Origin of the sequence: Agrococcus sp. TSP3-2-1, assembly GCF_049897585.1 — a bacterium.
Lineage (GTDB): Bacteria > Actinomycetota > Actinomycetes > Actinomycetales > Microbacteriaceae > Agrococcus.
In genome coordinates this window covers 112,719-137,828 of record NZ_JAFCWN010000008.1, presented here as the reverse complement: position 1 = coordinate 137,828, position 25,110 = coordinate 112,719, and the positions used below count along the sequence as shown (strand labels likewise).

General features: G+C 72.2%; 19 protein-coding genes. 9 read left to right on the top strand and 10 right to left on the bottom strand.

Translation table 11 applies throughout. The annotated features are described in order from the left end of the window. Positions 1 to 48: 48 nt before the first annotated feature. Genes ACP7BI_RS12180 through ACP7BI_RS12170 form a run of 3 tightly spaced genes read left to right on the top strand, consistent with a single transcriptional unit; the run spans position 49 to position 4,902 of the window. The gene (locus tag ACP7BI_RS12180; protein WP_425846684.1) at positions 49 to 1,233 is read left to right on the top strand and encodes a thiolase family protein; all 1,185 of its coding nucleotides are present in this window, start codon (positions 49 to 51) and stop codon (positions 1,231 to 1,233) included. Beyond that, positions 1,233 to 3,374, top strand: coding sequence for a 3-hydroxyacyl-CoA dehydrogenase NAD-binding domain-containing protein (locus ACP7BI_RS12175; RefSeq protein WP_425846658.1), 2,142 nt, complete (start codon positions 1,233 to 1,235; stop codon positions 3,372 to 3,374). The genes ACP7BI_RS12180 and ACP7BI_RS12175 overlap by 1 nt, the downstream gene beginning before the upstream one ends. 22 nt (positions 3,375 to 3,396) lie before the next feature. Continuing rightward, the gene (locus ACP7BI_RS12170) at positions 3,397 to 4,902 is read left to right on the top strand and encodes a DUF7059 domain-containing protein (protein ID WP_425846656.1); all 1,506 of its coding nucleotides are present in this window, start codon (positions 3,397 to 3,399) and stop codon (positions 4,900 to 4,902) included. 10 nt (positions 4,903 to 4,912) lie between these two features. Here ACP7BI_RS12170 and ACP7BI_RS12165 read toward each other — a convergent pair whose 3' ends face one another. From ACP7BI_RS12165 to dut, 7 genes are all read right to left on the bottom strand, one after another. Then, positions 4,913 to 5,713: an ADP-dependent NAD(P)H-hydrate dehydratase gene (locus ACP7BI_RS12165; protein ID WP_425846654.1), complete on the bottom strand. Its 801-nt coding sequence runs from the start codon at positions 5,711 to 5,713 to the stop codon at positions 4,913 to 4,915. Between the two features lie 57 nt (positions 5,714 to 5,770). Then, a complete protein-coding gene (locus ACP7BI_RS12160; RefSeq protein ID WP_425846652.1) occupies positions 5,771 to 6,181 on the bottom strand; it encodes a hypothetical protein in 411 nt (136 codons plus the stop codon). 63 nt (positions 6,182 to 6,244) lie between these two features. Continuing rightward, entirely contained in the window at positions 6,245 to 8,221 is a 1,977-nt protein-coding gene (gene dxs / locus ACP7BI_RS12155; RefSeq protein ID WP_425846651.1) for a 1-deoxy-D-xylulose-5-phosphate synthase, read from the bottom strand. 76 nt (positions 8,222 to 8,297) lie between these two features. Next, a complete protein-coding gene (locus ACP7BI_RS12150) occupies positions 8,298 to 11,114 on the bottom strand; it encodes an aconitate hydratase (RefSeq protein ID WP_425846649.1) in 2,817 nt (938 codons plus the stop codon). Between the two features lie 107 nt (positions 11,115 to 11,221). After that, positions 11,222 to 11,962 (bottom strand): DUF3159 domain-containing protein, encoded by a 741-nt coding sequence (locus ACP7BI_RS12145; protein ID WP_425846648.1) that lies wholly within the window; start codon positions 11,960 to 11,962, stop codon positions 11,222 to 11,224. Between the two features lie 2 nt (positions 11,963 to 11,964). Next, on the bottom strand, positions 11,965 to 12,567 hold the full coding sequence (locus ACP7BI_RS12140; RefSeq protein ID WP_425846646.1) for a DUF3710 domain-containing protein: 603 nt from the start codon (positions 12,565 to 12,567) through the stop codon (positions 11,965 to 11,967). Further along, positions 12,564 to 13,016 carry a dUTP diphosphatase gene (dut, locus tag ACP7BI_RS12135; RefSeq protein WP_425846644.1) on the bottom strand — a complete coding sequence of 151 codons (453 nt, stop codon included), beginning with the start codon at positions 13,014 to 13,016 and terminating at the stop codon, positions 12,564 to 12,566. The genes ACP7BI_RS12140 and dut overlap by 4 nt, the downstream gene beginning before the upstream one ends. A 69-nt stretch (positions 13,017 to 13,085) precedes the next feature. Between dut and ACP7BI_RS12130 the strand changes: the two genes are divergently transcribed. Continuing rightward, positions 13,086 to 13,532, top strand: a complete 447-nt coding sequence (locus ACP7BI_RS12130; RefSeq protein ID WP_425846642.1) for a DUF3093 domain-containing protein — start codon at positions 13,086 to 13,088, stop codon at positions 13,530 to 13,532. A 1-nt stretch (position 13,533) separates the two neighbouring features. On the opposite strand, the gene ACP7BI_RS12125 is transcribed toward ACP7BI_RS12130, so the two are convergent. Further along, positions 13,534 to 13,818 carry a DUF4193 domain-containing protein gene (locus ACP7BI_RS12125; protein ID WP_021011759.1) on the bottom strand — a complete coding sequence of 95 codons (285 nt, stop codon included), beginning with the start codon at positions 13,816 to 13,818 and terminating at the stop codon, positions 13,534 to 13,536. Positions 13,819 to 14,049: 231 nt separating this feature from the next. Here ACP7BI_RS12125 and sepH point away from each other — a divergent pair, with 231 nt between their 5' ends. The 4 genes from sepH (at position 14,050) to ACP7BI_RS12105 (ending at position 18,895) form a co-directional block, all read left to right on the top strand. Further along, on the top strand, positions 14,050 to 15,303 hold the full coding sequence (sepH, locus tag ACP7BI_RS12120; RefSeq protein ID WP_425846639.1) for a septation protein SepH: 1,254 nt from the start codon (positions 14,050 to 14,052) through the stop codon (positions 15,301 to 15,303). 88 nt (positions 15,304 to 15,391) lie between these two features. Beyond that, the gene (locus ACP7BI_RS12115) at positions 15,392 to 16,759 is read left to right on the top strand and encodes an MFS transporter (protein ID WP_425846637.1); all 1,368 of its coding nucleotides are present in this window, start codon (positions 15,392 to 15,394) and stop codon (positions 16,757 to 16,759) included. Between the two features lie 103 nt (positions 16,760 to 16,862). Further along, a complete protein-coding gene (locus ACP7BI_RS12110) occupies positions 16,863 to 17,777 on the top strand; it encodes an NAD(P)-dependent oxidoreductase (protein WP_425846634.1) in 915 nt (304 codons plus the stop codon). Next, entirely contained in the window at positions 17,777 to 18,895 is a 1,119-nt protein-coding gene (locus tag ACP7BI_RS12105) for an alcohol dehydrogenase catalytic domain-containing protein (RefSeq protein WP_425846632.1), read from the top strand. The genes ACP7BI_RS12110 and ACP7BI_RS12105 overlap by 1 nt, the downstream gene beginning before the upstream one ends. A gap of 312 nt (positions 18,896 to 19,207) precedes the next feature. Here ACP7BI_RS12105 and ACP7BI_RS12100 read toward each other — a convergent pair whose 3' ends face one another. Then, positions 19,208 to 20,218 (bottom strand): alkaline phosphatase family protein, encoded by a 1,011-nt coding sequence (locus ACP7BI_RS12100; protein WP_425846630.1) that lies wholly within the window; start codon positions 20,216 to 20,218, stop codon positions 19,208 to 19,210. Positions 20,219 to 20,295: 77 nt separating this feature from the next. On the opposite strand from ACP7BI_RS12100, the gene ACP7BI_RS12095 reads away from it, so the two are divergent. After that, on the top strand, positions 20,296 to 22,737 hold the full coding sequence (locus ACP7BI_RS12095) for a DNA gyrase/topoisomerase IV subunit A (RefSeq protein WP_425846629.1): 2,442 nt from the start codon (positions 20,296 to 20,298) through the stop codon (positions 22,735 to 22,737). A 121-nt stretch (positions 22,738 to 22,858) separates the two neighbouring features. On the opposite strand, the gene ACP7BI_RS12090 is transcribed toward ACP7BI_RS12095, so the two are convergent. Next, positions 22,859 to 24,940, bottom strand: coding sequence for a DNA gyrase/topoisomerase IV subunit B (locus ACP7BI_RS12090; RefSeq protein WP_425846627.1), 2,082 nt, complete (start codon positions 24,938 to 24,940; stop codon positions 22,859 to 22,861). Positions 24,941 to 25,110 lie beyond the last annotated feature (170 nt).

Genomic DNA, 25,110 nt, shown 5'->3' with positions numbered 1-25,110 from the left:
GAAGCCGCAATCACCCAACCAGGAGGCACAGTGGCCAACGACGACGTCGTGTTCGTGGACGGCGTCCGCACCCCATTCGGGCGCGCGGGCGAGAAGGGCATGTACTGGCAGACCCGAGCGGATGATCTCGCGGTGAAGGCGCTCACGGGACTCCTCGAGCGCAACCCGAGCCTGCCGCTCGACCGCGTCGACGACGTGGCGATCGCCGCGACGACGCAGACCGGCGACCAGGGCCTCACGCTCGGTCGCACCGTCGGCATGCTCGCCGGGCTCCCCGTCACCGTGCCCGGGTACGCGCTCGACCGCATGTGCGCCGGAGCGATGACCGCCGTCACGACCGTCGCGGGCGGCATCGCCTTCGGCGCGTACGACGTCGCGATCGCCGGCGGCGTCGAGCACATGGGACACCACCCGATGGGCCTCGACGCCGACCCGAACCCGCGCTTCGTCGCGGAGAAGCTCGTCTCGATGGACGCCCTCAACATGGGCAAGACCGCCGAGCGCATCCACGACCGCTACCCGCACCTGACGAAGGAGCGCTCGGACCGCTACGCGATGGCATCGCAGCAGAAGTACGCCGCAGCGCTCGCCGCGGGGCACATCACGCCCGACCTCGTCCCCGTCGCGACGCAGACGCTTTCGGGCTGGGGCCTCGCGACCGCCGACGAGGCGCCGCGCCCCGAGACGACCATGGAGGGCCTCGCCGCGCTGAAGACGCCGTTCCGCGACCACGGTCGCGTGACCGCCGGGAACGCATCCGGCCTGAACGACGGCGCGACGATGTCGATCGTCGCCTCGGCCGCCGCCGCGAAGGAGCTCGGCCTCTCGACGAAGATGCGGATGGTCTCGTTCGCCTTCGCCGGCGTCGACCCCGACATCATGGGCATCGGCCCGGTGCCCTCGACCGAGAAGGCGCTCCGCAAGGCGGGACTGTCGATCGACGACATCGGCCTGTTCGAGCTCAACGAGGCGTTCGCCGTGCAGGTGCTCGCGTTCACCGATCACTTCGGCATCGCCGACGATGACCCGCGCGTCAACCCGTGGGGCGGCGCGATCGCGATCGGCCACCCGCTCGCCTCCTCGGGCGTGCGACTCATGCTGCAGCTCGCGCGCCAGTTCGAGCAGCGCCCCGACGTGCGCTACGGCGTCACCGCGATGTGCGTCGGCCTCGGCCAGGGCGGCACCGTCATCTGGGAGAACCCGCACCACAAGCGCTACGGGAAGGGCAACTGATGGCGATCCGCGACGAGTTCCCCCGCCTCGCAGCCTCGGCGTTCGACGAGGTCGTCACGCACAGCCACGTGCGCGACGTCCGCCTCGCCTCCGGCCGCACGCTCGCGCTCGTGACGCTCGACAACGGGCGCGACCACACCCGGCCGTCGACGCTCGGCCCCGAGACGCTCTTCGAGCTCGGTGACGTGCTCGAGGCGCAGCGCGCCCGCGGCGCGGCCGGTGGGATCGCCGCGATCGCCGTGACGGGGAAGCCCTACTTCCTCGCGGCGGGCGTCGATCTCTCGAACGTCGCCGACATCCCCGACCGGGCGACGGCGGCCGAGCTGCCGCGCCTCGGCCACCGCGTGCTCGGCCTTCTCCACGAGGCGCCGGTGCCGACGTTCGTGTTCATCAACGGCCTCGCGCTCGGCGGCGGGCTCGAGATCGGCCTCAACGCCGACTACCGCACGATCAACGCGGCCGCGCCGGCCGTCGCGCTGCCGGAGGTCTTCCTCGGCCTCATCCCCGGCTGGGGCGGCGCCACGATCCTGCCGAACCTCATCGGCATCGAGAGCGCGCTCAAGGTCGTGATCGAGAACCCGCTCAAGCAGAACCGCATGCTGAAGCCCGCCGAGGCGTTCGAGCTCGGCATCGCCGACGCGATGTTCGGGCCCGCGACATTCCTCGAGTCGTCGCTGCGCTGGGCGGACGAGGTCCTCAGCGGCAAGAAGGTCGAGCGACGCCACGTGCCCGGCACGCTCGAGCGCACCGTCAAGTGGCCGGTCGCGCTCAGGATCGCTCGCGAGTCGCTCCAGAAGCGCATCGGCACGGTGCCCGCGGCGCCGTACCGCGCGCTCGAGCTGCTCGAGCTCGCCCGCAAGAACGACCGCAAGGCGGGCTTCGCGGCCGAGGACGAGGCGATCACCGACCTCGCCGCCGGCGATCAGTTCGTCGCCTCGATGTACGCGTTCAACCTCGTGCAGAAGCGCGCGAAGCGTCCCGCGGGCGCGCCCGACAAGGAGCTCGCGAAGAAGGTGTCGAAGGTCGGCATCATCGGCGCCGGCCTCATGGCGAGCCAGTTCGCGCTGCTCTTCGTACGCCGGCTGCAGGTGCCCGTCGTCATCACCGACCTCGACCAGTCGCGCGTCGACCAGGCGCTCGAGGGCATCCGCGGCGAGATCGACAAGCTCGCCGACAAGGGCCGCATCTCGAGCGACGAGCAGCAGCGCCTCCGCGCGCTCGTGAGCGGCACGGTCGACAAGGCCGACTTCGCGGACTGCGACTGGGTCATCGAGGCCGTGTTCGAGGAGCTCAGCGTCAAGCAGCAGGTCTTCGCCGAGGTCGAGCCGCACCTGTCCGAGACGGCCGTCATCGCGACGAACACGTCGAGCCTCTCGGTCGAGCAGATCGGGGCGAAGCTCGCGCACCCGGAGCGCCTCGTCGGCTTCCACTTCTTCAACCCCGTCGCCGTCATGCCGCTCATCGAGGTCGTGAAGACCCCGCAGACCGACGACGCGACGCTCGCGACCGCCATGCGCGTGGCGAAGGACCTGAAGAAGAACGCCGTCATCACGCGCGACAGCCCCGGCTTCGTGGTCAACCGCGTGCTCGCGAAGCTGCTCGGCGAGGCGATGCACGCGGTCGAGCAAGGCACGCCGTTCGAGTCGGTCGTCGAGGCGCAGCAGGCTTTCGGCTTCCCGATGGACCCGTTCGTGCTCCTCGACCTCGTCGGCCTCAAGGTCGGCGCCCACGTGCTCGACACGCACCACGGCGCCTTCCCCGACCGATTCTTCGAGTCGAAGGCGCTCCACGAGCTCGCCGAGCAGGGCGTCCTGCTCGAGAAGGACTCGAAGGGCGAGGCGAAGGGCATCGACAAGCGGGCGCGGAAGATCGTCGCGAAGCACACGCCGAAGGGCGCCGTGCCGCTCTCGGTAAACGAGCTGCGGCTGCGCATCGAGGACGGCCTCGCCGACGAGATCAAGCGCATGCTCGACGATCACGTCGTCGAGGCGGCCGAGGACATCGACCTCTGCATGATCCTCGGCGCGGGCTGGCCGTTCCAGATGGGCGGCATCACGCCCTACCTCGACCGCGTCGGCGCATCCGAGCGCGTCTTCGGCGGCACGTTCCACGACCCGCGGATCGAGGGCGTCAAGGCCTGACGCCGTCCGGCAGACTGGCGGGATGCACCCCGCGCACATCGATGCCCTCGCCCGTGACCTCGCGACAGCGAGCCTCACGGGCGAGGGCATCCGTGCGCTCGTGGGCGCCGACGCCGAGGCCGCGCTCGGTCGCACGGTCGCGGCGCCCGCGCGCCGAGCGGCGCTGCGCTCCCCCGGAGCCCGCTCGACCCTGCTGCGTGCGCTCGTGCTCGGCGACCCGGTGCCGACCGACGAGCTGACGGATGCGCTCCCCTCGCTCGGCGTCGACGGCGCGGTCGCGCTCGGCCTCGTCGCGCTCGACGGCGACACGGCCCGTCCCCTCGTCGCGATCCGGCCGCACGCCTACCGCGACGCGCTCGGCGCGGGCGAGTGGTGGATCGCGAGCGACCTGGACGAGCTCGCGGGCATCGCGCCGCTTCGGCCAGACCACGTGCTCGGCGTCGGCGGCGCCGCGCGGACGCTCGCGTCGCTGCTGCCGCCGGCAGACGCTCCCGTCGACGTCGCGCTCGACCTCGGCACGGGCTGCGGCGTCATCGCCCTGCACCTCCGGCGCTTCGCCGACCGGGTCATCGCGACCGATGTCTCCGAGCGCGCCCTGCGCTTCGCCGAGCTCAACGCGCGGCTCAACGGCGTCGACGGCATCGAGACGCGGCTCGGCTCGCTCTTCGAGCCCGTCGCGGGCGAGCGCTTCGACCTCATCGCCTCGAACCCGCCGTTCGTCATCACGCCGCGCGAGCCTGGCGTGCCGGCGTTCGAGTACCGCGACGGCGGGCGGACGGGCGACGCGCTCATGGCGGAGGTCGTCGCAGGCCTCGCCGAGCACTTGACCGCCGCCGGCGAGGCCCGGCTGCTCGGCAACTGGGAGTCGGTCGGTGGCGCCGACGGCCTCGACCGCGCCGGTGCGTGGGCGGGCGACGGGCTCGACGCATGGGCGATCGAGCGCGAGTCGCTCGATCCCGTGCGGTACGCCGAGCTGTGGCTGCGGGACGGCGGCACGCTGCCGCGCGACGACGACTTCCCGCGCCTCGCTGGCGCGTGGCTCGACGACTTCGAGGCGCGGGGCGTGACGGCGATCGGCCTGGGCTGGATCGCGGCTCGCCCGACCGCCGGCCGCGCACCGCTCCGCCGCCTCGAGCGCGTCGGGCAGCCGGTGGCGCTCGAGCACGTCGGCGCGCACCTCCGCGCCGCGCTCGACGACGCCGCATGGCTCGCGACCGTCGACGACGATGCGCTCCGCGAGACGGTGCTCGTCGCGTCGCCCGACGTCACCGAGGCGCGGCATCAGCTCCCGGGCGCCGGCGGCCCGAACGTCATCGAGCTGCGCCAGGGCGGCGGGCTCGGCCGCTCGCTCTCCGTCGACACCGCGCTCGCGGCGCTCGTGGGCGCGAGCGACGGCGACCTGCCCATCGGCACCCTGCTCGCGGCGATCGCAGGCCTGCTCGAGGTCGACGAGGCCGTGCTCGCCGCCGACGTGCTGCCGCGCGTGCGCGAGCTCGTGCAGACGGGCTTCCTGCGGCGCCTCCCCTGACGCTCGCGCGTCAGCGAGCCGTGCGTGCGGCGACGGCCGCGGGCACGTGCTCCGCCACGTCGAGCGCCGTGATGGGTCGCCCGCCGACGGCCGCAGCCGCGGCCGCGGCACCGTGCAGCGCGACCGCCAGCGCGGCGATCGACGCGAGCGCCCGGGCCTCGCGGGCCGCCTCGGCGTTCGCCGCGACGATCGCGCCGAGCATGCCGGCCAGCACGTCGCCCGTGCCGGCGGTCGCGAGGCGATGCGTCGCCGCCTCGACGGTCGCCGTCGCGGCGCTCGGCTCGACCACGTGCGTCGCGGCGCCCTTCGCGACCACGACGGCGTCGAGCGCCGCGGCGGCGGCCGCCGCGCGCATCCGCTCGTCCTCGTCGACCCGCACGCCCAGCTGCTCGAGGAGGCGCTCGAGCTCGCGGCCGTGCGGCGTGACGACCACCGGCCCCGCGTGCCCCGGCACGAGGTCGAGCGCACCCGCGTCGACGACGCACGCAACGCTCGAGCGCAGCGCCTCGAGCAGCAGCGAGCGGAGCCGCGGGTCGCGCTCCCCCGCGTCCTGGCCCGAGCCGAGCAGCCATGCGTCGACGCCGTCCGCCGGCTCGTCGAGGGCGTGGCAGACGGTCTCGGGTCGCCTCGCGAGCACGAGGTCCTGCACGCGGCGCGGCGCCCACAGCCGCACCATGCCGATGCCCGTGCGCCACGCTGCCTCGACCCCGAGCACCGCGGCGCCCGGGTAGCGCTCCGAGCCGGTGATGACCCCGAGCACGCCCATCGAGCGCTTGTCGTCGTCGGCACCCGGCGCACGCAGCCACTCCATGCCGCCACCCTACGGCGCGCTCCCTCCCGAGCCGCCGGTGCCGGTCGCCGCGGGCGCTCACCAGAGCGCGTCGACGCCGCGCCCGTGAGCGAGGAGCACGCCGAGCAGCTGCACGCGCGGTGTGCGGGCCGCAGCGCGCACGATCACGTCGGTCCAGGCGAGGTCGTCGGGCGTGGCTCGAGCCTGGCCCGGCCGCTCGAGCACGATCGCGACGTACGCAGCGATCTCCGCGACGCCCGTCAGGAGCGCGCTGAGCGTCGCGATCGTCTCGGCGTCTGGCGAGACGGGGGCGCCCTCGATCTGCGGCAGGAGCGGCAGCTGCCGCCGCTCGTCGTCGAGGAGCAGGAGCCACATGCGGCGCACGAAGCCCTGCTGGATGAGCGTCGTCGCGCGCTCGAGCAGCGCGTCGTCGTCGAGGATGGGCACGTCGCCGAGCTCGAGCAGGCGATCGGTCGTGAGGTCGTCCATGGCGGCAGGGAACCGCATCCGCGACCTCCTCGTCAGGGAGAGGTGGCCCGCCTGTGGAGAGCGTCAGTCCGCGACGGTGCCCGGGTGCGGCGCGCTCGCCGCGTCGTCGGCCTCGAGGACGAGCGGCCGGTCCTCCGGCAGCGGCCGAGCGACCGGCACGCGCCCGGTGCCGAGCACCTGCTGGATGACGTTCCGCGCGATGGTCTGCGCCGAGAGCCCGACCTCCTGGAGGATCTCGGAGCGCTCCGCGTGGTCGATGAACGCATCCGGGAGCCCGAGCTCGTCGACAGGCGTGTCGACGCCCGCCGCCCGCAGCTCCTGGCGCACGCGCGTGCCGATGCCGCCGACCCGCACGCCGTCCTCGAGGGTGATGACGATGCGGTGGTCGCGCGCGAGCTCGACGATCGACGGCGCGACCGGCACGACCCAGCGCGGGTCGACGACCGTCACGCCGATGCCCTGCGCCTGCACGCGCTGCGCGACCTCCATCGCGAGGTGCGCGAACGAGCCGATCGCGATGATGAGCACGTCGCGGTGCGGGGCCTCGAGCAGCAGGTCGACGCCGTCGGCGGTGCGGCGCACCGCCTCGATCTCGTTCGGCACCGAGCCCTTGGGGTAGCGGATGACCGTGGGCGCGTCCTGCACCGCGACCGCCTCGCGCAGCTCCTCCTGCAGGCGCGCTGCGTCGCGCGGGGCCGCGAGCCGGATGCCGGGCACGAACTGCAGCAGCGCGAGGTCCCACATCCCGTGGTGGCTCGGGCCGTCCGGACCCGTGACGCCGGCCCGGTCGAGCACGAAGGTCACGCCCGCCTTGTGGAGCGCGACGTCCATGAGCACCTGGTCGAACGCGCGGTTGACGAAGGTCGCGTAGATCGCCACGACCGGGTGGAGTCCGCCGTACGCGAGGCCGGCCGCGGTCGTGACGGCGTGCTGCTCGGCGATGCCGACGTCGAGCACGCGGGAGGCGTCGTAGGCGGCGAGCCGGTCGAGGCCCGTCGGGCGCAGCATCGCGGCGGTGATGCCGACGATGCGATCGTCCTGCTTCGCGAGCGAGACGAGCTCCTCGGCGAAGACCGAGGTCCAGGCGGGGCGCCCCGCGCTCGAGAGCGACTCCCCCGTCTCCGGGTCGATCTGCCCGACCGCGTGGAACTGGTCCGCCTCGTCGCGGATGGCCGGGTCGAAGCCCTGCCCCTTCTGCGTGATGACGTGCACGATGACGGGAGCGCCGAAGTCGCGGGCCTGGGTGAGCGCCTCCTCGAGCGCCTCGAGGTCGTGCCCGTCGATCGGGCCGAGGTACTTGATGTCGAGGTTCGAGTAGAGCGCCTCGTTGTCGACGAAGCGCGTGAGGAAGCCGTGCGTCGCGCCGCGGACGCCGCGGTAGACGGCGCGACCGGGACGGCCGAGCCTCGCGAAGGCGCGCTCGCTCGAGGTGCGGAGGTTCGCGTACGAGCGACGCGTGCGCACGCCGTTGAGGAACCGCGCCATGCCGCCGATCGTCGGCGCGTACGAGCGGCCGTTGTCGTTCACGACGATGACGAGCCGGCGGCTGTTGTCGTCGGAGATGTTGTTGAGCGCCTCCCACGTCATGCCGCCGGTGAGCGCGCCGTCGCCGACGACGGCGACGACCGAGCGGTCGTGCTGGCCCGTGATGTCGAACGCCCGGCTGATCCCCTCGGCCCACGAGAGGGACGAGGATGCGTGGCTCGACTCGACGATGTCGTGCTCGCTCTCGGCGCGCTGCGGGTAGCCCGCGAGGCCGCCCTTCTGCCGCAGGCGCGAGAAGTCCTGCCGGCCCGTGAGGAGCTTGTGCACGTAGGACTGGTGGCCCGTGTCGAACACGAACGCGTCGCGCGGCGAGTCGAAGACGCGGTGCATCGCCATCGTGAGCTCGACGACGCCGAGGTTGGGGCCGAGGTGGCCGCCCGTGCGCGCGACCTCGCGGATGAGGAACGCGCGGATCTCGCCAGCCAGCTCGGTCAGCTCGGTCTGCGAGAGCCGGTCGAGGTCACGCGGGCCGCGGATCTGATCGAGGAGCGCCATAGTCCCCCAATGCTACCGAGCGACATGGGAAAGGCCCCCAGCCGGAGCTGGGGGCCTTCCACGAGTCGCGGCTCGATCAGACGAGCGAGCGCAGCACGTACTGCAGGATGCCGCCGTTGCGGTAGTAGTCCGCCTCGCCCGGCGTGTCGATGCGCACGACCGCGTCGAACTCGATCGTCTGCTTGCCCTCGGGGCTGTGCTCGCTCGGCTCGGCGGTGACGCGCACGGTCTTGGGCGTGCGCCCCTCGTTCAGCTCGGTGAGGCCCGAGATCGAGATGACCTCGGTGCCGTCGAGGCCCAGGCTCTCCCAGCTCTCGCCCTGGGGGAACTGCAGCGGGACGACGCCCATGCCGATGAGGTTGGAGCGGTGGATGCGCTCGAAGGACTCGGTGATGACGGCCTTGACGCCCAGGAGGTTCGTGCCCTTGGCGGCCCAGTCGCGGCTCGAGCCCGAGCCGTACTCCTTGCCGCCGAGGACGACGAGCGGGGTGCCCTGCTCCTGGTAGTGCTGCGACGCGTCGTAGATGAAGGCCTGCTCGCCGTCGGGCGTCGTGAAGTCGCGGGTGTAGCCGCCCTCCACGCCGTCGAGCAGCAGGTTCTTCAGGCGGATGTTCGCGAACGTGCCGCGGATCATGACCTCGTGGTTGCCGCGACGCGAGCCGTAGGAGTTGAAGTCCTTCCGGTCGACGCCGTGCTCGGTGAGGTACTGGCCCGCGGGGCTGTCCGCCTTGATGCTGCCGGCCGGCGAGATGTGGTCGGTCGTGACCGAGTCGCCGAGCTTCGCGAGCACGCGGGCGCCGCGGATGTCCTCGACCGGCGTGAGCTCCATCGTCATGCCGTCGAAGTACGGGGGCTTCCGCACGTACGTCGACTGTTCGTCCCACTCGAAGACGTCGCCGTCGGGCGTGGGCAGGCTGCGCCACCGCTCGTCGCCGTCGAAGACGGCCGCGTACTGCTTCGTGAACATCTCGGTGTCGATCGACGAGTCGATCGTCTGCTGCACCTCGTCGGCCGAGGGCCAGATGTCGGCCAGGAAGACGTCCTGGCCGTCCTTGCCCTTGCCGAGCGGCTGGGTCTCGAAGTCGAAGTCCATCGTGCCGGCGAGCGAGTAGGCGATCACGAGCGGCGGCGACGCGAGGTAGTTCATCTTGACGTCGGGGTTGATGCGGCCCTCGAAGTTGCGGTTGCCCGACAGCACCGCCGTCACGGCGAGGTCGTGCTCGTTGACGGCGGTCGAGACCTCGTCGATGAGCGGGCCGGAGTTGCCGATGCACGTCGTGCAGCCGTAGCCGACCGTGTAGAAGCCGAGCTCGTCGAGGTCCTTCGTCAGGCCCGACTTGTCGTAGTAGTCGGTGACGACCTTCGACCCGGGTGCAAGCGTCGTCTTGACCCACGGCTTCGCCTTGAGGCCCTTCTCGACCGCCTTGCGGGCGAGCAGGCCCGCGGCGAGCATGACCGAGGGGTTCGACGTGTTCGTGCACGACGTGATCGCGGCGATCGTGACGGCGCCGTTGTCGAGCGTGTAGGTCTCGCCGTCGGGCGTCGAGACCGTGACCGGCTTCGAGAACTCGACCGGGCCTCCGCCGTTGATGTGCACCTCGCGGGTGTCCTCGTCCTCCTCGCCGGGCACATTGCCCGGGTCGGACGCTGGGAACGAGTGCTTCGCGATGAGGTCGGCCGTCTCGTGCGACGTCGAGGGGGAGGCGTAGTTCGCGATGTCCTGCGCGAACTGCTCCTTGGCGCGCGTGAGCTCGATGCGGTCCTGGGGGCGCTTCGGGCCGGCGATCGACGGCACGACGGTGCTGAGGTCGAGCTCCATGTACTCGGAGAACACCGGCTCGACCGCCGGGTCGTGCCACAGGCCCTGCTCCTTCGAGTAGGCCTCGACGAGCGCGACCTGCTGCTCGTCGCGACCGGTGAAGCGCAGGTAGTCGAGCGTGACGTCGTCGATCGGGAAGATCGCGGCGGTCGAGCCGAACTCGGGGCTCATGTTGCCGATCGTCGCGCGGTTGGCGAGCGGCACGGCGCCGACGCCGGTGCCGTAGAACTCGACGAACTTGCCCACCACGCCGTGCTTGCGCAGCATGTCGGTGATCGTGAGCACGACGTCGGTCGCGGTGACGCCCGTGGCGATCTCGCCGGTGAGCTTGAAGCCGACGACGCGCGGGATGAGCATCGAGACGGGCTGGCCGAGCATCGCGGCCTCGGCTTCGATGCCGCCCACGCCCCAGCCGAGCACGCCGAGGCCGTTGACCATCGTGGTGTGCGAGTCGGTGCCGACGACCGTGTCGGGGTATGCGGTGAGCTCGCCGTCGAAGGTGCGGGAGTAGGTGACCTTCGCGAGGTTCTCGATGTTCACCTGGTGCACGATGCCCGTGCCCGGGGGGACGACCTTGAAGTCCTGGAACGCCGTCTGGCCCCAGCGGAGGAACTGGTAGCGCTCGCCGTTGCGCTGGTACTCGATCTCGACGTTGCGCTCGAACGCGTCGGCCGTGCCGAAGAGGTCGGCGATGACGGAGTGGTCGATCACGAGCTCGGCGGGCGCGAGCGGGTTGATCTTCGTCGGGTCGCCGCCGAGCTCGGCGACGGCCTCGCGCATCGTGGCGAGGTCGACGATGCAGGGCACGCCGGTGAAGTCCTGCATCACGACGCGAGCCGGCGAGAACTGGATCTCGACGTTCGGCTCGGCGGATGCGTCCCACGACCCGAGCGCCTCGATCTGGCTGCTGGTGACGTTCTTGCCGTCCTCGGTGCGCAGCAGGTTCTCGAGCAGCACCTTGAGGCTGAACGGCAGGCGCTCGTGGCCCGCGACCTTGTCGATCCGGTAGAACGTGTAGTCGGTGCCGCCGACCGACAGCGATGCCTTGCTGTCGAAGCTGTTCGGGTTCGCCATCGTGACTCCTTCTGGGTCTCACGGGTTGCGCTGGCCGCGCCTGCAGTCTATGCCTGCGCCCTCACCCGCGGGTGGCTGGACGCAAACTATCTTGACGTCAAGATATCTTACCGCGACTCCTGATCGACCGCATCCGCAGGTGTGTCGAGCACCGCCCGGACCATGAGCCACGTCACCCACAGCGCGGCGAGGTAGAGCGGCACACCCATGAGCAGCTTCGTCGCGGCGAGCGCCTCGACGGCGCCCGCGAGGTACATCGGCACCTGCACCGCGAGCCGCGCACCGATCACGACGAGCCACAGCACCGTCGCGCGCCACGCGACCGCGCGCTTCGCGCGCTCCGTCCGCCAGGCGTAGGGCTTCGCGGTGAGGGCGCCCGCGATGATCCCGACGAGCGGCCGGCGCGCGAGCATCGACACGACCAGCACGAGGATGACGACGGTGTTGACCGTGAAGCCCCAGAGGAAGTTGTCCTCCCCCTGGCCGGTGATGAGCGCGATCGCCGCCGAGATGCCGACCCCGATGAGGCCCGCGAACGCGAGCACGGGCTGGCCCTTCTGCAGCACGCGCCAGGCGACGAAGCCCACGGACGCGACGAGCGGCACGAGCACCGAGACGAGCACGTCCTTCGTCGTCGCGTAGAGCACGAGGAAGAGGACGCCGGGCAGGAGCGACTCGACGAGTCCGCGCACGCCACCCATCGCCTCGAGCAGCGCGCCGGCGCTCGGCTTCGCGGCAGGGTCGAGGTGACCGAGCTTCGAGCCGCGGATCGCTGCGCCGACCTGCTCGGAGAAGGATGCCTCGGCGGGCTCGGCCTCGTCGGCGGGACCGGCCTGCTCGGCGGGCACCGTCAGACGGCCTTCGGCGCGCTGAGCGGGATGAGCTCGCGCGGGGGCATCGGCTGCACGCCGCGGCACACGACGGTCGAGCGGAACAGCTCGAACGCCTTCGCCGCCTCGTCGTCGTCGAGCGCCGCCTTGCCGCCGATGAGGCCCTGCAGCATCCAGCGCGGGCCGTCGACGCCGATGATGCGCACCGCGCGCGGTGCGCCGTCGGGGCCCACCGTCAGCCGGGCGCGGAGCTCCGGGCCGAGCGGACCCTCGGCATCCTCGACCGCGGCGCCCTGGCGCTCGAGCTGCCCTCGCAGCACCTCTCGCACGGGCAGCCAGATGCCCTCGCTGCGCGGCGCCGCGAACGGCTGCAGCTGCACCGTCGAGCCCTCGTGCTCGAGCGTCACCGCAACGATGCGCTTCGTCTTCTCCTCGACCTCGAGCCGCATCTGCATGCCGGGGCGCGGGACGATGCGGAGGCCGCCGAGGTCGACGTAGGGCCGCACGGGCGCCTCGGCCTCGTCGAGCGGGCCCGCCACGGCGCGGTCCTCGGGGGCCGTCTTCTCGACGACCGCCTCCTCCTCGATGGGCTGCTCGTCGGCGCTGTCGGTCGTGTCGGTCATCGTGCGATCCCCTCTTGGACGGCGCTCAGGCCGGTCGACCCGTGCCCGCGCTCTCCGCGGTCCGAGCCCGGCAGCCGCTCGACCTCGACGAAGCGCACGCGCTCGACGCGCTGCACCACGAGCTGAGCGATGCGGTCTCCGACCTCGATCCGGTGCGGCTCCCCGCCGGTGTTGAGCAGGTTGACCTTGATCTCGCCGCGATAGCCCGCGTCGACGGTGCCCGGCGCGTTCACGATCGTGATGCCGTGCTTCGCGGCGAGCCCGCTGCGCGGGTGCACGAACGCGGCGTAGCCCTCGGGCAGCGCGATCGCCACGCCGGTGCCGACGAGCGATCGCTCGCCGGGGCGGAGCGTGACCGCCTCGGCGGCATGGAGATCGGCACCGGCATCGCCAGGGTGCGCGTATGCGGGCACCGGCGATCCGGTGATGAGGACTTCGACCTGCTCCATCGCACTCGAGGCTAGCCGAGCGGGAGCGGGACGGAGAACCGCGGCCTCGGATCGCGAGAGGATGGGGGCATGGAAACCGCCCCCTCGTACCGCGAGCGGCTCGTGCCGCCGTGGTGGCTCCCGCTCGTGCTGCTGCTCATCGTGCCCGCGGTGCTGCTCGTCTTCCTGCCCGTCAACCTGCAGGTCGGCGTCGCGGTCGCGATCGTGCTCTACGTCGCCGTCGTCGCGCTGCTGTGGCTCAGCGCGCCCGTGGTCGCCGTCGAGGGAGCCGAGCTCCGCGCCGGCCGCGCGCGCATCCCGGTCGCCCAGCTGGGTTCGCCGGAGGTGCTGCTCGGCGATGCCGCGCAAGCGGCGCTGCGAGCAGGCTGGGACCCGGCGGACCACCACGTGGTCTCGCCGTGGACCCGCGCGCTCCTCCGGGTCGCCGTCGAGGATCCGGAGGATCCGACGCCGGCGTGGCTGATCAGCTCGCGGCGCCCGGAGGCCCTCGCCGCGGCGATCGAGGCGGCCCGCTAGCTCAGGCGCACTCGCGGCAGATCGGGCCGAGCTTCGACTCGTGGTCGAACTGCAGTCGGTGCTTCACGAGGAAGCAGCTGACGCACGTGAACTCGTCCTCCTGGGGCGGGAGCACGACGACGTCGAGCTCGACGTCTGCGAGGTCGGCGGCCGAGAGATCGAAGCTGCCGGGGTTGTCGGCGTCCTCGTCCGTGGAGACGCTCTTCGCAGGCACACGCTCCTTGAGCGCCTCGATCGACTCGCTCTCGTCGTCCGTCTTGCGGGGGGCGTCGTAATCGGTGGCCATGCGGCAGTCCTTCGAGGGGGTTGGGGGTCGGCGTCGGCGCACATTCTGCACGAAACAGAACGCCGGAGCAAATCAGATATCAGGTGGCGCTCCGCGACTGCGCCGGTGCGGGGCGACAGGTCGTGCCTGCATCCGACGGAACGCGCGGCGCGCCCGCTCCATTCCCGCCCTGACCGCGGGTCGCGTGGGAGGCTGACGCGACCCGACACCGCAAGGAAGGACCGACGAATCATGCAGCAGCTGAGCGTCATCGGCATCGAGGACGAGGTGCTCATCCTCGAGTCCGAGTCGGGTGAGCGCTTCCGCGTGCCCGTCGCCGACCTCCCGGAGCACCGCAAGCCCACGGCGGCCGTGCCGCACCGCGAGCGCAAGGCCACGCCGCGCGAGATCCAGTCGCTCATCCGTGGCGGCATGACGGCCGAGCAGGTCGCCTCCTCCACCGGCGAGGAGCTCGCCTACGTCGAGCGCTTCGAGGGCCCCGTGCTCGCCGAGCGCGCGCACATGCTCGACTCCGCGCTCTCGATCCCGGTGGCCACCGGCGACATCGATCCGCTCGCGGGCGAGACGGCGTTCGGCGCCGCGATCGGCGAGCGCCTCGACGATCTGCGGGCGATCGAGCGCTCGTGGGCCGCGTGGAAGGACGCGGACGGCGGCGCCTGGACGGTCCGCCTGCGCTTCACGACCGAGGGCATCCAGCACGAGGCGCTCTGGGGCTATGAGCCGAAGAAGGCCACGCTGACCCCGCGGGGCAAGGAGGCGACGTCGCTCAGCCAGTCGAGCGAGGCGACGAGCGTGCTCGTGCCGCGGCTGCGGGCGATCGACCGCCAGTCGCGGCCGACGACCCCCGATGCCGCGGCGACCGCACCCGCCGCGCCCACCGAGGAGCCGACCGCCCCGCCCATCTCCCAGCGCGCCGCGACGCACGACACGGGCCGGCACGACGACACAGGGCGAAACGACACAGGGCGAAACGACACAGGCCGCTTCGACTCCGACGCCTTCCGCATCCAGCGGGGCGCGCAGCGGTCGGCGCCGAGCCCCGTCGAGCCCGGCGTCGGCCTCGAGGACGCCGTCGCCTCCGCCACCCTCACCGAGGGCTCCCCCGAGGAGCGCCCCAAGGAGCCGACGCGCGCCGAGAACCCGTGGCTGCGCCGTCGCTCCGGCGAGGTCGGCAGCCAGCCCGAGAACGTGCAGGCCGCGGCGATCAATCGCCCCGCCGCCGCGACCCAGCCGAACCACACGGCCGAGCTGCTCGACGCGCTGCGGCGCCGGCGCAGCGAGCGTGAGGCCGCACTGCGCACCGCAGAGAGCGAGCCCGCGCTGCTCGAGCCCGAGCAGCCTGCCGCGCAGGCCCCCGAGGCCGAGGAGCAGCAGCGTCCCGCCCGGGCGCAGGCGACGGGCCCGATCGCGGGCAAGAAGCGCGGCTCCCGCGCCGCGATGCCGAGCTGGGACGAGATCGTCTTCGGCTCCCGCAGCGACGACTGACGACGGAGATCGCGCGCCTGACCGACCTGAACGGGTCGTCATGTTAGATTCTCGGCGCACAGTCCCGTGCACCTACAAGGAGGTAGGCATGAGCGCACCCGCGCATGACTCCGCTCGAGACAACGACCGCAAGGGCCTCGGCCGGGTCGTCACGGCCGCCATGGCCGGCACGGTCGTCGAGTGGTACGAGTTCTTCCTGTACGCGACGGCGTCGACGATCGTCTTCAACCTCATCATGTTCCCGCCGAGCGATGATCCGTACGCGGCCATCATCAACGCGTTCCTCATCTACGGCGTCGGCTTCGTCGCGCGCCCACTCGGCGGCATCGTCTTCGGCCACCTCGGCGACAAGTACGGCCGCAAGAAGCTCCTGCAGGCCGCGATCGTCCTGGTCGGCGTCGCGACGTTCCTGATGGGCTGCCTGCCCACCTTCGACGTCATCGGCTACTGGGCCCCGGCGCTCCTCGTCCTGCTGCGCTTCGCGCAGGGCTTCGCGGTCGGCGGCGAGTGGGGCGGCGGCGTGCTGCTCGTGGCCGAGCACTCCCCCAACAAGGAGCGCGGCTTCTGGGCGTCGTGGCCGCAGGCGGCGGTGCCCGCCGGCAACCTGCTCGCGACGATCGTGCTGCTCGTCCTGCAGTGGACGCTGTCCGACGATGACTTCCTGGCATGGGGCTGGCGCATCGCGTTCTGGCTCTCGGTCGTCATCGTCGCCGTCGGCTACTACATCCGCACGCGCGTCGAGGACGCGCCGATCTTCCAGGCCGTGCGCGAGGAGGTCGCGGAGTCGAAGGCGCAGTCGTACGGCGTGCTCGAGGTGCTCAAGCGCTACCCGCGCGGCGTGCTGACGGCCATGGGTCTCCGCTTCGCGGAGAACGTGCTCTACTACCTCGTCGTCACGTTCTCGATCGTCTACTTGCGCACGTACCTCGAGTACGACGTCTCGCGCATCCTCGGCCTGCTCGCGATCGCGCACGTCGCGCACTTCATCTTCGTGCCGATCGTGGGCCGGTTCGTCGACACCGTCGGTCGCCGCCCGGTGTACCTCGTCGGCGTGCTGCTGGGCGCGACGTGGGGCTTCATCGCCTTCCCGATGTTCGAGAGCGGCAACGACTTCGTCATCCTCGCGGCGATCATCATCGGGCTGGCGTTCCACGCGCTCATGTACGCGGGACAGCCCGCCATCATGGCCGAGCTGTTCCCGACCCGCATGCGCTACTCGGGCGTCTCGCTCGGCTACCAGGTGACGTCGATCGTCGCGGGCTCGCTCGCGCCGATCATCGCCACCGCCCTGCTGCGCGAGTTCGAGAGCTCCGTCCCGGTCGCCATCTACCTCGTGGTCGCGTGCGCCATCACGCTCGTCGCAGTCCTCGCGCTCAAGGAGACGAAGGGCATCTCGCTCCACGACGTCGACGACATCGACCGCGAGCGGCTGCTCGCCGAGAAGGGCACCGTCTGATCCGCTGACGGATCCCTACCGCGACGGGCGGCGAGAGCGATCTCGCCGCCCGTCGCGGTCGGGGCCGATAGCGTTGCGGCAAGCACTACGGAAGGAATCGACGATGACGTCAATCGCCTGGATCGGACTCGGCAACATGGGCAGCCGGATGTCCGCGCACCTGGTGACCGCGGGCCACGAGGTGCGGGGCTTCGACGTGGTGGATGCGCTGCGCCGGTCGGCGGCGGAGCACGGGATCGTGCCGGTCGCCTCGGTCGCCGAGGCCGTCGAGGGCGCCGAGGTCGTCATCCTGAGCCTGCCGAAGGGCGAGCACTGCCGCGACGTGCTCGCGGGACCCCACGGGGTGTTCGAGCACGCCGCGCCGGGCACGCTCATCCTCGACACCTCCACGGTCGACCTCGACACGTCGCGCTGGAGCCACGGCGAGGCCGGCTCTCGCGGCTTCCGCTTCGTCGACTCCCCCGTCTCGGGCGGCATCCAAGGTGCCGAGGCCGGGACCCTCACGTTCATGCTCGGCGGCGAGGAGAACGACGTCGCGCGAGCCCGGGAGGTCGTCATGCCGATGGCCGGCAACGTCCTCGCCGTCGGCGGCCCGACGCACGGCATCGCGGCGAAGCTCGTCAACAACATGATGCTCGGCGTCTCGCTGCTCGCGGTCTCGGAGGGCTCGCAGCTCGCCGCGCAGCTCGGGCTCGACCCGAAGGCGTTCTTCGACGTCGCGCGCGTCTCCTCCGGCGACTCGTGGGCCCTCCGCACGTGGTATCCGGTGCCGGGCGTCGTGCCCGGTGCCGCCGTGAACAGCAACTTCGACGCATCCTTCTCGGCCATGCTGTGCCACAAGGACGTCTCGCTCGCCGTCGAGGGCGCCGAGGCGGCCGGCGTGAAGGTGCCGGCTGCGACGCTCATCCGCGACCAGCTGCAGCGGCTGCTCGACGACGGGCTCGGCGGCAAGGACTGCACGCTCGTCGTCCGCGAGGCGAGCCCCGACGGCACCGTCGCGGGCTGGGACGGCCGCTGATGCGCGTGCGCGGCGCGGTGCTGCGCGCGATCGGCGCCGAGCGGCCGTTCGCGCAGTCGCGGCCGCTCGAGCTGACCGAGCTCGAGCTCGACGCGCCGCGCGAGGGCGAGCTGCTCATCCGCATCGAGGCGGCGGGCCTGTGCCACAGCGACCTCTCGGTCGTCGACGGCGCACGCCCCCGGCCCGTGCCGATGCTGCTCGGCCACGAGGCCGCCGGCATCGTCGAGGCGGTCGGCGATGGCGTCACCGACCTCGCGGTCGGCGACCGCGTCGTGACGACGTTCCTCCCCCGCTGCGGCGAGTGCGCGGCGTGCGCGACCGACGGCAGACTGCCGTGCGAGCGCGGCTCGGCCGCGAACGGCGCGGGAGAGCTGCTCGGTGGCGGTCGGCGCCTGCACGAGGCGGCGCTCGACAGCCGCAGCGGCGAAGTGCACCACCACTTGGGCGTCTCCGCGTTCGCGACGCACGCCGTCGTCGATCGCCGCTCGGTGGTGCCGGTCGGCGCCGACGTGCCGCCGCAGGTCGCGGCCGTGCTCGGCTGCGCGATGCTCACGGGCGGCGGCGCGGTCATCAACGCGGGCCAGCCGCGCGAGGGCGACGACATCGTGATCGTGGGGCTCGGCGGCGTCGGCATGGCGGCACTCCTCGCAGCCCGCTCGCTCGGGCTCGGCAGGGTCATCGGCGTGGATGCGGTGCCGACGAAGCTCGATCGGGCCCTGGAGCTCGGGGCTGACATCGCGCTCTCCCCCGACGACGCGCTCGAGCAGGGGCTCCGCGCGCCGGTCGTGATCGAGGCGGCCGGTCATCCGAAGGCATTCGAGACGGCCTTCGCCCTCACCGCGCCAGGCGGCACGACCGTGACGGTCGGGCTCCCGCATCCGGACGCCCGCTCATCCCTCTCGCCGCTCGCGTTCACGGCGGAGGCGCGCACCGTGATCGGCTCCTACCTCGGCTCCGCGGTGCCGGCGCGCGACATCCCGCGCTACGAGCAGCTGTGGCGCGAGGGGCGACTGCCGGTCGAAGAGCTCGTCACGAGCGAGATCGCGCTCGACGACCTCAACGAGGCGCTCGACACGCTCGCCGACGGCCGCGCGATCCGGCAGGTCGTGCGCTTCTAGCGCCGCTCCCCCGCTGGTCGAGTAGCCGCCGCAGGCGGCGTATCGAGACCGGTCCGATCCGTCTCGATACGCGCCCTGCGGGCGCTACTCGACGAGCGGGAGGAGAGGCGAGGGCGAGCTCAGCGGCGGCGGCCCTTGCGGCTCTTCTCGTCGTCGCCGCTCGTGAACTTCTTGACGATCATGCCGACGACGGCAGTCGCGATGGTCGTGATGAGCCACCTGCGCATGGTGCGGTCCCTTCCCTCGGTGTCCGGCCGTGCCGGCGGACGCCCATCCTGACCGGCGTCGCTGGACGCGCGGTGGACGCCTCCCTCAGGCGAAGGCGCCGAAGCGCCGCAAGGGCACGCGCAGCTCGTCCTGCGTGAGCGAGCCGTGCTGGCCGACCATGCCGCGTCCGGGGTCGGCCTCGTCGACGTAGACCGCGAACCGCTTCCGCGCCGCGACGAAGACGTGGCCGAGGCGCGGCTCGACCGCAGGGTCGACCTCGCCGAGCCAGCCGGCGGCGGTCACTTCTGCGCGGGTCGCGACCCACGCCGCATCGCCGAGCCATGCGCGCCAGGCCTCGGCTGCCGCATCCGCGTCGCCTTCGACCTGCAGCTGCAGGCAGCGCGGCTCCCCCGCGACGTGCGCGATGGGTTCGAGCAGCTCGGGCGGCACGATCAGGTGCCCGGTCGGGTCGACGTCGACCATGCCGTGATCGGCGGTGACGACGAGGCCGACGTCGCGCGGCAGCGCCCCGGCGAGCTCGGCGACGGCACCGTCGAGCCGCTCGAGCTCGTCGGTCCACTCGGGCGACTGCCAGCCCGACTCGTGGCCCGCGCGGTCGAGCTCTGGCACGTAGAGGTAGACGAGCGCTCGCTCGCGCGCGGCCTCGCGAGCGAGCGCGAAGCGGTCATCCACCGAGAGCCCGCCGCGGTAGTCGGCGCCCCGCAGCACGGCCTTCGTGAACCCGCTCGCGGCATGCTTCGGCTCGCCGATCGCGATCGCCGGCACCCGCTCGAAGAGCGTCGGGCTGCGCTGCCATGCGGCCGGGTCCATCGGGCCGCCCCAGTCGCGGAGCTGGTTGCGCACGCCCGCGCCCGGCACGAACGCGTCGTAGCCGACGATGCCGTGCGCGCCGGCGAGCTCACCGGTCGCGAGCGAGGCGAGCGCGGTCGCCGTCGTCGACGGGAAGCCCGCATCGATCGAGCCGCCCAGCGCCCCGGCGAGCGTGCGCGCGTGGCCCGCGCGCTGCCCGAGCTGCGCGGCACCGAGCCCGTCGACGAGCAGCACGATCGCCCCGGCGACCCTCGGCAGCCCGAGCGGGTTCGGCTCGCCCCGCATCGCTTGCGACGAGCTCTCGAGAACGTCGGCAAGGCTCCGGGACCCGGGCGCCCTCGTCGGTAGCATTCCTTCAGCCTATGACTGCCAACCTTCCCCCCGACCCCTCCGCCGCGATCGCCGAGCGGATCGACGACGTCGATGTCGCGAGCGAGATGCAGGACTCGTTCCTCGAGTACGCCTACTCCGTCATCTATGCCCGTGCCCTCCCCGACGCGCGCGACGGCCTCAAGCCCGTGCAGCGACGCATCCTCTTCCAGATGTCGGAGATGGGGCTGCGTCCCGAGAAGGGCCACGTCAAGAGCGCGCGCGTCGTCGGCGACGTCATGGGCAAGCTGCACCCGCACGGCGACACCGCGATCTACGACGCGCTCGTGCGCCTCTCGCAGCCCTTCAGCCTGCGGCTGCCGCTCATCGACGGGCACGGCAACTTCGGCTCGCTCGACGACGGCCCCGCCGCGCCCCGCTACACCGAGGCGAGGCTCGCCGCCGCCGGCCTCTCGCTCACCGAGGGCCTCGACGAGGACGTCGTCGACTTCGTGCCCAACTACGACAACTCCTACCAGCAGCCCGACGTGCTGCCGGCCTCCTACCCCAACCTGCTCGTCAACGGCGCGAGCGGCATCGCCGTCGGCATGGCGACGAACATGGCCCCGCACAACCTCGTCGAGGTCGTGCAGGCCGCCAAGCACCTGCTCGCGCACCCGGGCGCGACCGTCGCCGACCTCATGCGGCACGTGCCCGGCCCCGACCTCCCCGGCGGCGGCGTGATCGTCGGGCTCGACGGCGTGCGGGATGCGTATGAGGGCGGCCGCGGGTCGTTCAAGACCCGCGCGCGGTCGTCGATCGAGCGCCAGGGCCGCAAGACGCAGATCGTCATCACCGAGCTGCCCTACCTCGTCGGCCCCGAGCGGGTGATCGAGAAGATCAAGGACGGCGTGCAGTCGAAGAAGCTGCAGGGCCTCACCGAGGTGCAGGACCTCACCGACCGTAAGCACGGCCTGCGGCTCGTCATCAGCATCAAGACGGGCTTCGACCCCGAGGCGGTGCTGCAGCAGCTCTACCGCTACACGCCGCTCGAGGACGGCTTCTCGATCAACAACGTCGCGCTCGTGGGCGGCAAGCCCGAGACGCTCGGCCTCAAGCAGCTGCTGCGCGTCTACCTCGACCACCGCGTCGGCGTCGTGCGCCGCCGCAGCGAGTTCCGGCTGCGCAAGAGGCGCGAGCGGCTGCACCTCGTCGAGGGCCTCCTCATCGCGATCCTCGACATCGACGAGGTCATCCAGGTCATCCGCACATCCGACGACTCGGAGCAGGCGCGCTCGCGGCTGCAGAGCGTCTTCGACCTCTCCGAGCCGCAAGCCGAGTACATCCTCGAGCTGCGGCTGCGGCGGCTGACGAAGTTCAGCCGCATCGAGCTCGAGGCCGAGCAGAACGAGCTGCTCGCGCAGATCGCCGAGCTCGAGCGCATCCTCGGCTCCGAGGCCGCGCTGCACGAGGTCGTCGCCGGCGAGCTCGACGAGGTCGCCGAGCGGTTCGGCACGCCGCGCCGCACGGCGCTCACCGAGGGCAACGGGCAGACGACGACCGGCCGCGCGAGCGCCAAGACGGCGGTGAGCCTCGAGATCGCGGATGCGCCCACGCGCGTCGTGATGTCGGCGACCGGCAGGCTCGTGCGCGTCGACGGCGACGAGCCGATCCCGGTGCCGGCGCGGCGCTCGCGCCACGACGCGATCCGCTCGACGATCGCGACGACGACCCGCGGCGCGTTCGGCCTCGTCACCTCGACGGGAGCCGTGCTCCGCCTCACGCCCGCCGACCTGCCCTCGGTGCCGCCCGCATCCGTCGGCCTCACCGCGGGCGTGAAGGTGCGCGACCTCGGCGCCTTCGAGCGCGGCGAGGAGGCGGTCGCCCTCATCGACCTCGGCTCGAGCGAGCCGTGGCTCGTCGCGACCGCGCAGGGCATCGTCAAGCGCGTGAAGCCCGCCGAGCTGCGGGACCGCGACCGCGAGAGCGTCATCGCGCTCAAGGCGGGCGACCGGGTCGTCGGCGTCGCGCCCGCGCCCGACGAGTCGTGGGTCGTGCTCGTGACGAGCGACGCGCAGCTGCTGCGCTTCGCCGCCGCGGCGATCAACCCGCAGGGCCCTGGCGCGGGCGGCATGAAGGGCATCGGGCTCAAGGCGGATGCGTCGGTGCGGTTCGCGGGCGCGGTCGCCGAGGGCGCCGAGGTCGTCACCGTCACCGAGGCCGCCGAGACGCTCGCGGGGCTCGACGAGCCGCGCGTCAAGGTCTCGAGCATCGAGGAGTTCCCCGCGAAGGGCCGCGGCACGGGCGGCGTGCAGGCGCACCGGCTGCTGAAGGGCGAGGTCGGGCTCGCGCTCGCGTGGGCGGGCCCCTCGCCGCTCGCGGTCGGCGCCGACGGCTCGCAGCGGCAGCTGCCGCCCGGCGGCGCGCCGCGCGCGGGCTCGGGCGTCGCGATCGACGGCGCGATCGGCGCGATCGGCGCCCGGCTGGGCGCCTGACCCCCTCACCGCGGCTCCCACCCGCTCGGCTCGATCGAGCGAACTTCCCCGAACCGTCGGAATCGGCGCCCGAACGCGGCGGTTCGAGGAAGCTCGTCGGCTCCGCCGCGGGAAGCGGCGGTCAGGCGTCGATGCGCTCCCGGTCGACCTGCGAGGTCTGGATGAGCTCGCGGCGCGGGGCGACGTCGTTGCCCATCAGCAGCTCGAAGATCTCGCTCGCCCTCTCGGCGTCGCTGATCGTCACGCGGCGCAGCGTGCGGCGCGAGCGATCCATCGTCGTCTCGGCGAGCTGGTCGGCGTCCATCTCCCCGAGGCCCTTGTAGCGCTGCGGCGGCTCCACCCAGCTCTTGCCGCTCTTCTTGAGCTTTGCGAGCAGCCGGTGCAGCTCGGCGTCGGAGTAGGTGTAGACCGCTTCGTCGGGCTTGCCGCGGTGCTTGACCATCACGCGGTGCAGCGGCGGCACGGCGGCGAAGACGCGGCCCTCCTCGATGAGCGGCCGCATGTAGCGGTGGATGAGCGTCAAGAGCAGGGTGCGGATGTGGGCGCCGTCGACATCGGCGTCCGAGAGCATGATGATCTTGCCGTAGCGAGCGGCGGAGATGTCGAAGGAGCGGCCGGAACCCGCACCGATCGACTGGATGATCGCCGCGCACTCGGCGTTGCCGAGCATGTCGCCGATCGACGCCTTCTGCACGTTGAGGATCTTGCCGCGGATGGGCAGGATCGCCTGGAACTCGCTGTCGCGCGCGGGCTTCGCCGTGCCGAGCGCGCTGTCGCCCTCGACGATGAAGAGCTCGGTCTGCGCGACGTCGTTCGAGCGGCAGTCGACGAGCTTCACCGGGAGCGACGACGACTCGAGCGCGCTCTTGCGCCGCGCGGTCTCCTTGAGCGAGCGGGCCGAGAGGCGCGCCTTCATCTCGCTCACGACCTTCTCGAGCAGCTGCCCCGCTTGGGCCTTCTCGTCGCGCTTCGAGGAGGTGAGGATGCCGCCGAGCTCGCGCGCGACGACCTGCGCGACGATCTGGCGCACGGCGGGCGTGCCGAGCACCTCCTTCGTCTGGCCCTCGAACTGCGGCTCGGGCAGGCGCACGGTGACGACGGCCGTGAGTCCGGCGAGCACGTCGTCCTTCTCGACCTTGTCGTTGCCGGCCTTGAGCTTGCGGGCATTCGCGGCGACCTGGTCGCGCAGCAGCTTGAGCAGCGACTGCTCGAAGCCTGCGAGGTGGGAGCCGCCCTTCGGCGTCGCGATGATGTTGACGAAGGTCTGCACGACGGTGTCGTAGCCCGTGCCCCAGCGCAGCGCGATGTCGACCTCGCACGTGCGGTCAACCTCGCGCGTGACCATGTGGCCCGTCGCCTCGTCGAGCACCGGGATGGTCTCCTGGAAGGCGCCCTCGCCCGTCAGCCGCCACGTCGCCGTGAGCGCCGGGTCGGGCGCGAGGTACTCGGCGAACTCGCTGATGCCGCCGTCGTACTTGAAGTCGTGCACGACGCGCTCGTCGCCGCGCTCGTCGATGATCTGGATCGCGAGCCCCGGCACGAGGAACGCCGTCTGCCGCGCGCGGCGCGCGAGCTCGTCGGCGAGGAAGTCGGCGCCCTTCGTGAACACCTGCGGGTCGGCCCAGTAGCGCACGCGGGTGCCGGTGACGCCCTTCGCGACCTTGCCCACCTTCCGCAGCCTCGACGCATCCACGAACGGCAGGAACGTCGAGTGCGGCGACGGCTCTCCCTCGTCGAGGAACTCGCCCGGCTCGCCGCGGTGGAACGACATCGCCCACGTCGCGCCGTCGCGGTCGACCTCGACGTCGAGCCGCTCCGAGAGCGCGTTGACGACGGAAGCGCCGACACCGTGGAGGCCGCCGGAGGACTTGTAGGCGCCGCCGCCGAACTTGCCGCCCGCGTGCAGCTTCGTGAAGATGACCTCGACGCCCGTCAGGCCCGTGCGGGGCTCGACGTCGATCGGCAGGCCGCGCGCGCGGTCGCGCACCTCGACGGAGCCGTCGGCGTGCAGCACGACCGCGATCTCGTCGCCGTGGCCGCCGAGCGCCTCGTCGACGGAGTTGTCGATGATCTCCCACAAGCAGTGCATGAGGCCGCGAGAGTCGGTCGAGCCGATGTACATGCCGGGGCGCTTGCGCACCGCCTCGAGCCCTTCGAGCACCGTGAGGTGCCGAGCCGAGTAGTCCGATGCCGCAGTCGCCAACCGATCCCCCTTCGCGTGACACGCCCGGGGTCTGCAGTCGTCGGGCGGTCGACGCTCCAGCCTACGGCCGCCGATCGCCGCGCGGCGGCAGGCGGCGCGGCTCGTCGCGGCGTTGCGCCGCTGGCGAACCGCGCCCCGCGTGATGCGGTATTGCCAGGATGGCGTGCCAC

Coding starts and splice junctions, on each gene's coding strand:
- ACP7BI_RS12175 (WP_425846658.1), top strand. CDS start 1,233: ATGGCGATCCGCGACGAGTTCCCCCGCCTCGCAGCCTCGGCGTTCGAC.
- ACP7BI_RS12170 (WP_425846656.1), top strand. CDS start 3,397: ATGCACCCCGCGCACATCGATGCCCTCGCCCGTGACCTCGCGACAGCG.
- ACP7BI_RS12165 (WP_425846654.1), bottom strand. CDS start 5,713: ATGGAGTGGCTGCGTGCGCCGGGTGCCGACGACGACAAGCGCTCGATG.
- ACP7BI_RS12160 (WP_425846652.1), bottom strand. CDS start 6,181: ATGGACGACCTCACGACCGATCGCCTGCTCGAGCTCGGCGACGTGCCC.
- dxs (WP_425846651.1), bottom strand. CDS start 8,221: ATGGCGCTCCTCGATCAGATCCGCGGCCCGCGTGACCTCGACCGGCTC.
- ACP7BI_RS12150 (WP_425846649.1), bottom strand. CDS start 11,114: ATGGCGAACCCGAACAGCTTCGACAGCAAGGCATCGCTGTCGGTCGGC.
- ACP7BI_RS12140 (WP_425846646.1), bottom strand. CDS start 12,567: ATGACCGACACGACCGACAGCGCCGACGAGCAGCCCATCGAGGAGGAG.
- dut (WP_425846644.1), bottom strand. CDS start 13,016: ATGGAGCAGGTCGAAGTCCTCATCACCGGATCGCCGGTGCCCGCATAC.
- ACP7BI_RS12130 (WP_425846642.1), top strand. CDS start 13,086: ATGGAAACCGCCCCCTCGTACCGCGAGCGGCTCGTGCCGCCGTGGTGG.
- ACP7BI_RS12125 (WP_021011759.1), bottom strand. CDS start 13,818: ATGGCCACCGATTACGACGCCCCCCGCAAGACGGACGACGAGAGCGAG.
- sepH (WP_425846639.1), top strand. CDS start 14,050: ATGCAGCAGCTGAGCGTCATCGGCATCGAGGACGAGGTGCTCATCCTC.
- ACP7BI_RS12115 (WP_425846637.1), top strand. CDS start 15,392: ATGAGCGCACCCGCGCATGACTCCGCTCGAGACAACGACCGCAAGGGC.
- ACP7BI_RS12110 (WP_425846634.1), top strand. CDS start 16,863: ATGACGTCAATCGCCTGGATCGGACTCGGCAACATGGGCAGCCGGATG.
- ACP7BI_RS12105 (WP_425846632.1), top strand. CDS start 17,777: ATGCGCGTGCGCGGCGCGGTGCTGCGCGCGATCGGCGCCGAGCGGCCG.
- ACP7BI_RS12100 (WP_425846630.1), bottom strand. CDS start 20,218: ATGCGGGGCGAGCCGAACCCGCTCGGGCTGCCGAGGGTCGCCGGGGCG.
- ACP7BI_RS12095 (WP_425846629.1), top strand. CDS start 20,296: ATGACTGCCAACCTTCCCCCCGACCCCTCCGCCGCGATCGCCGAGCGG.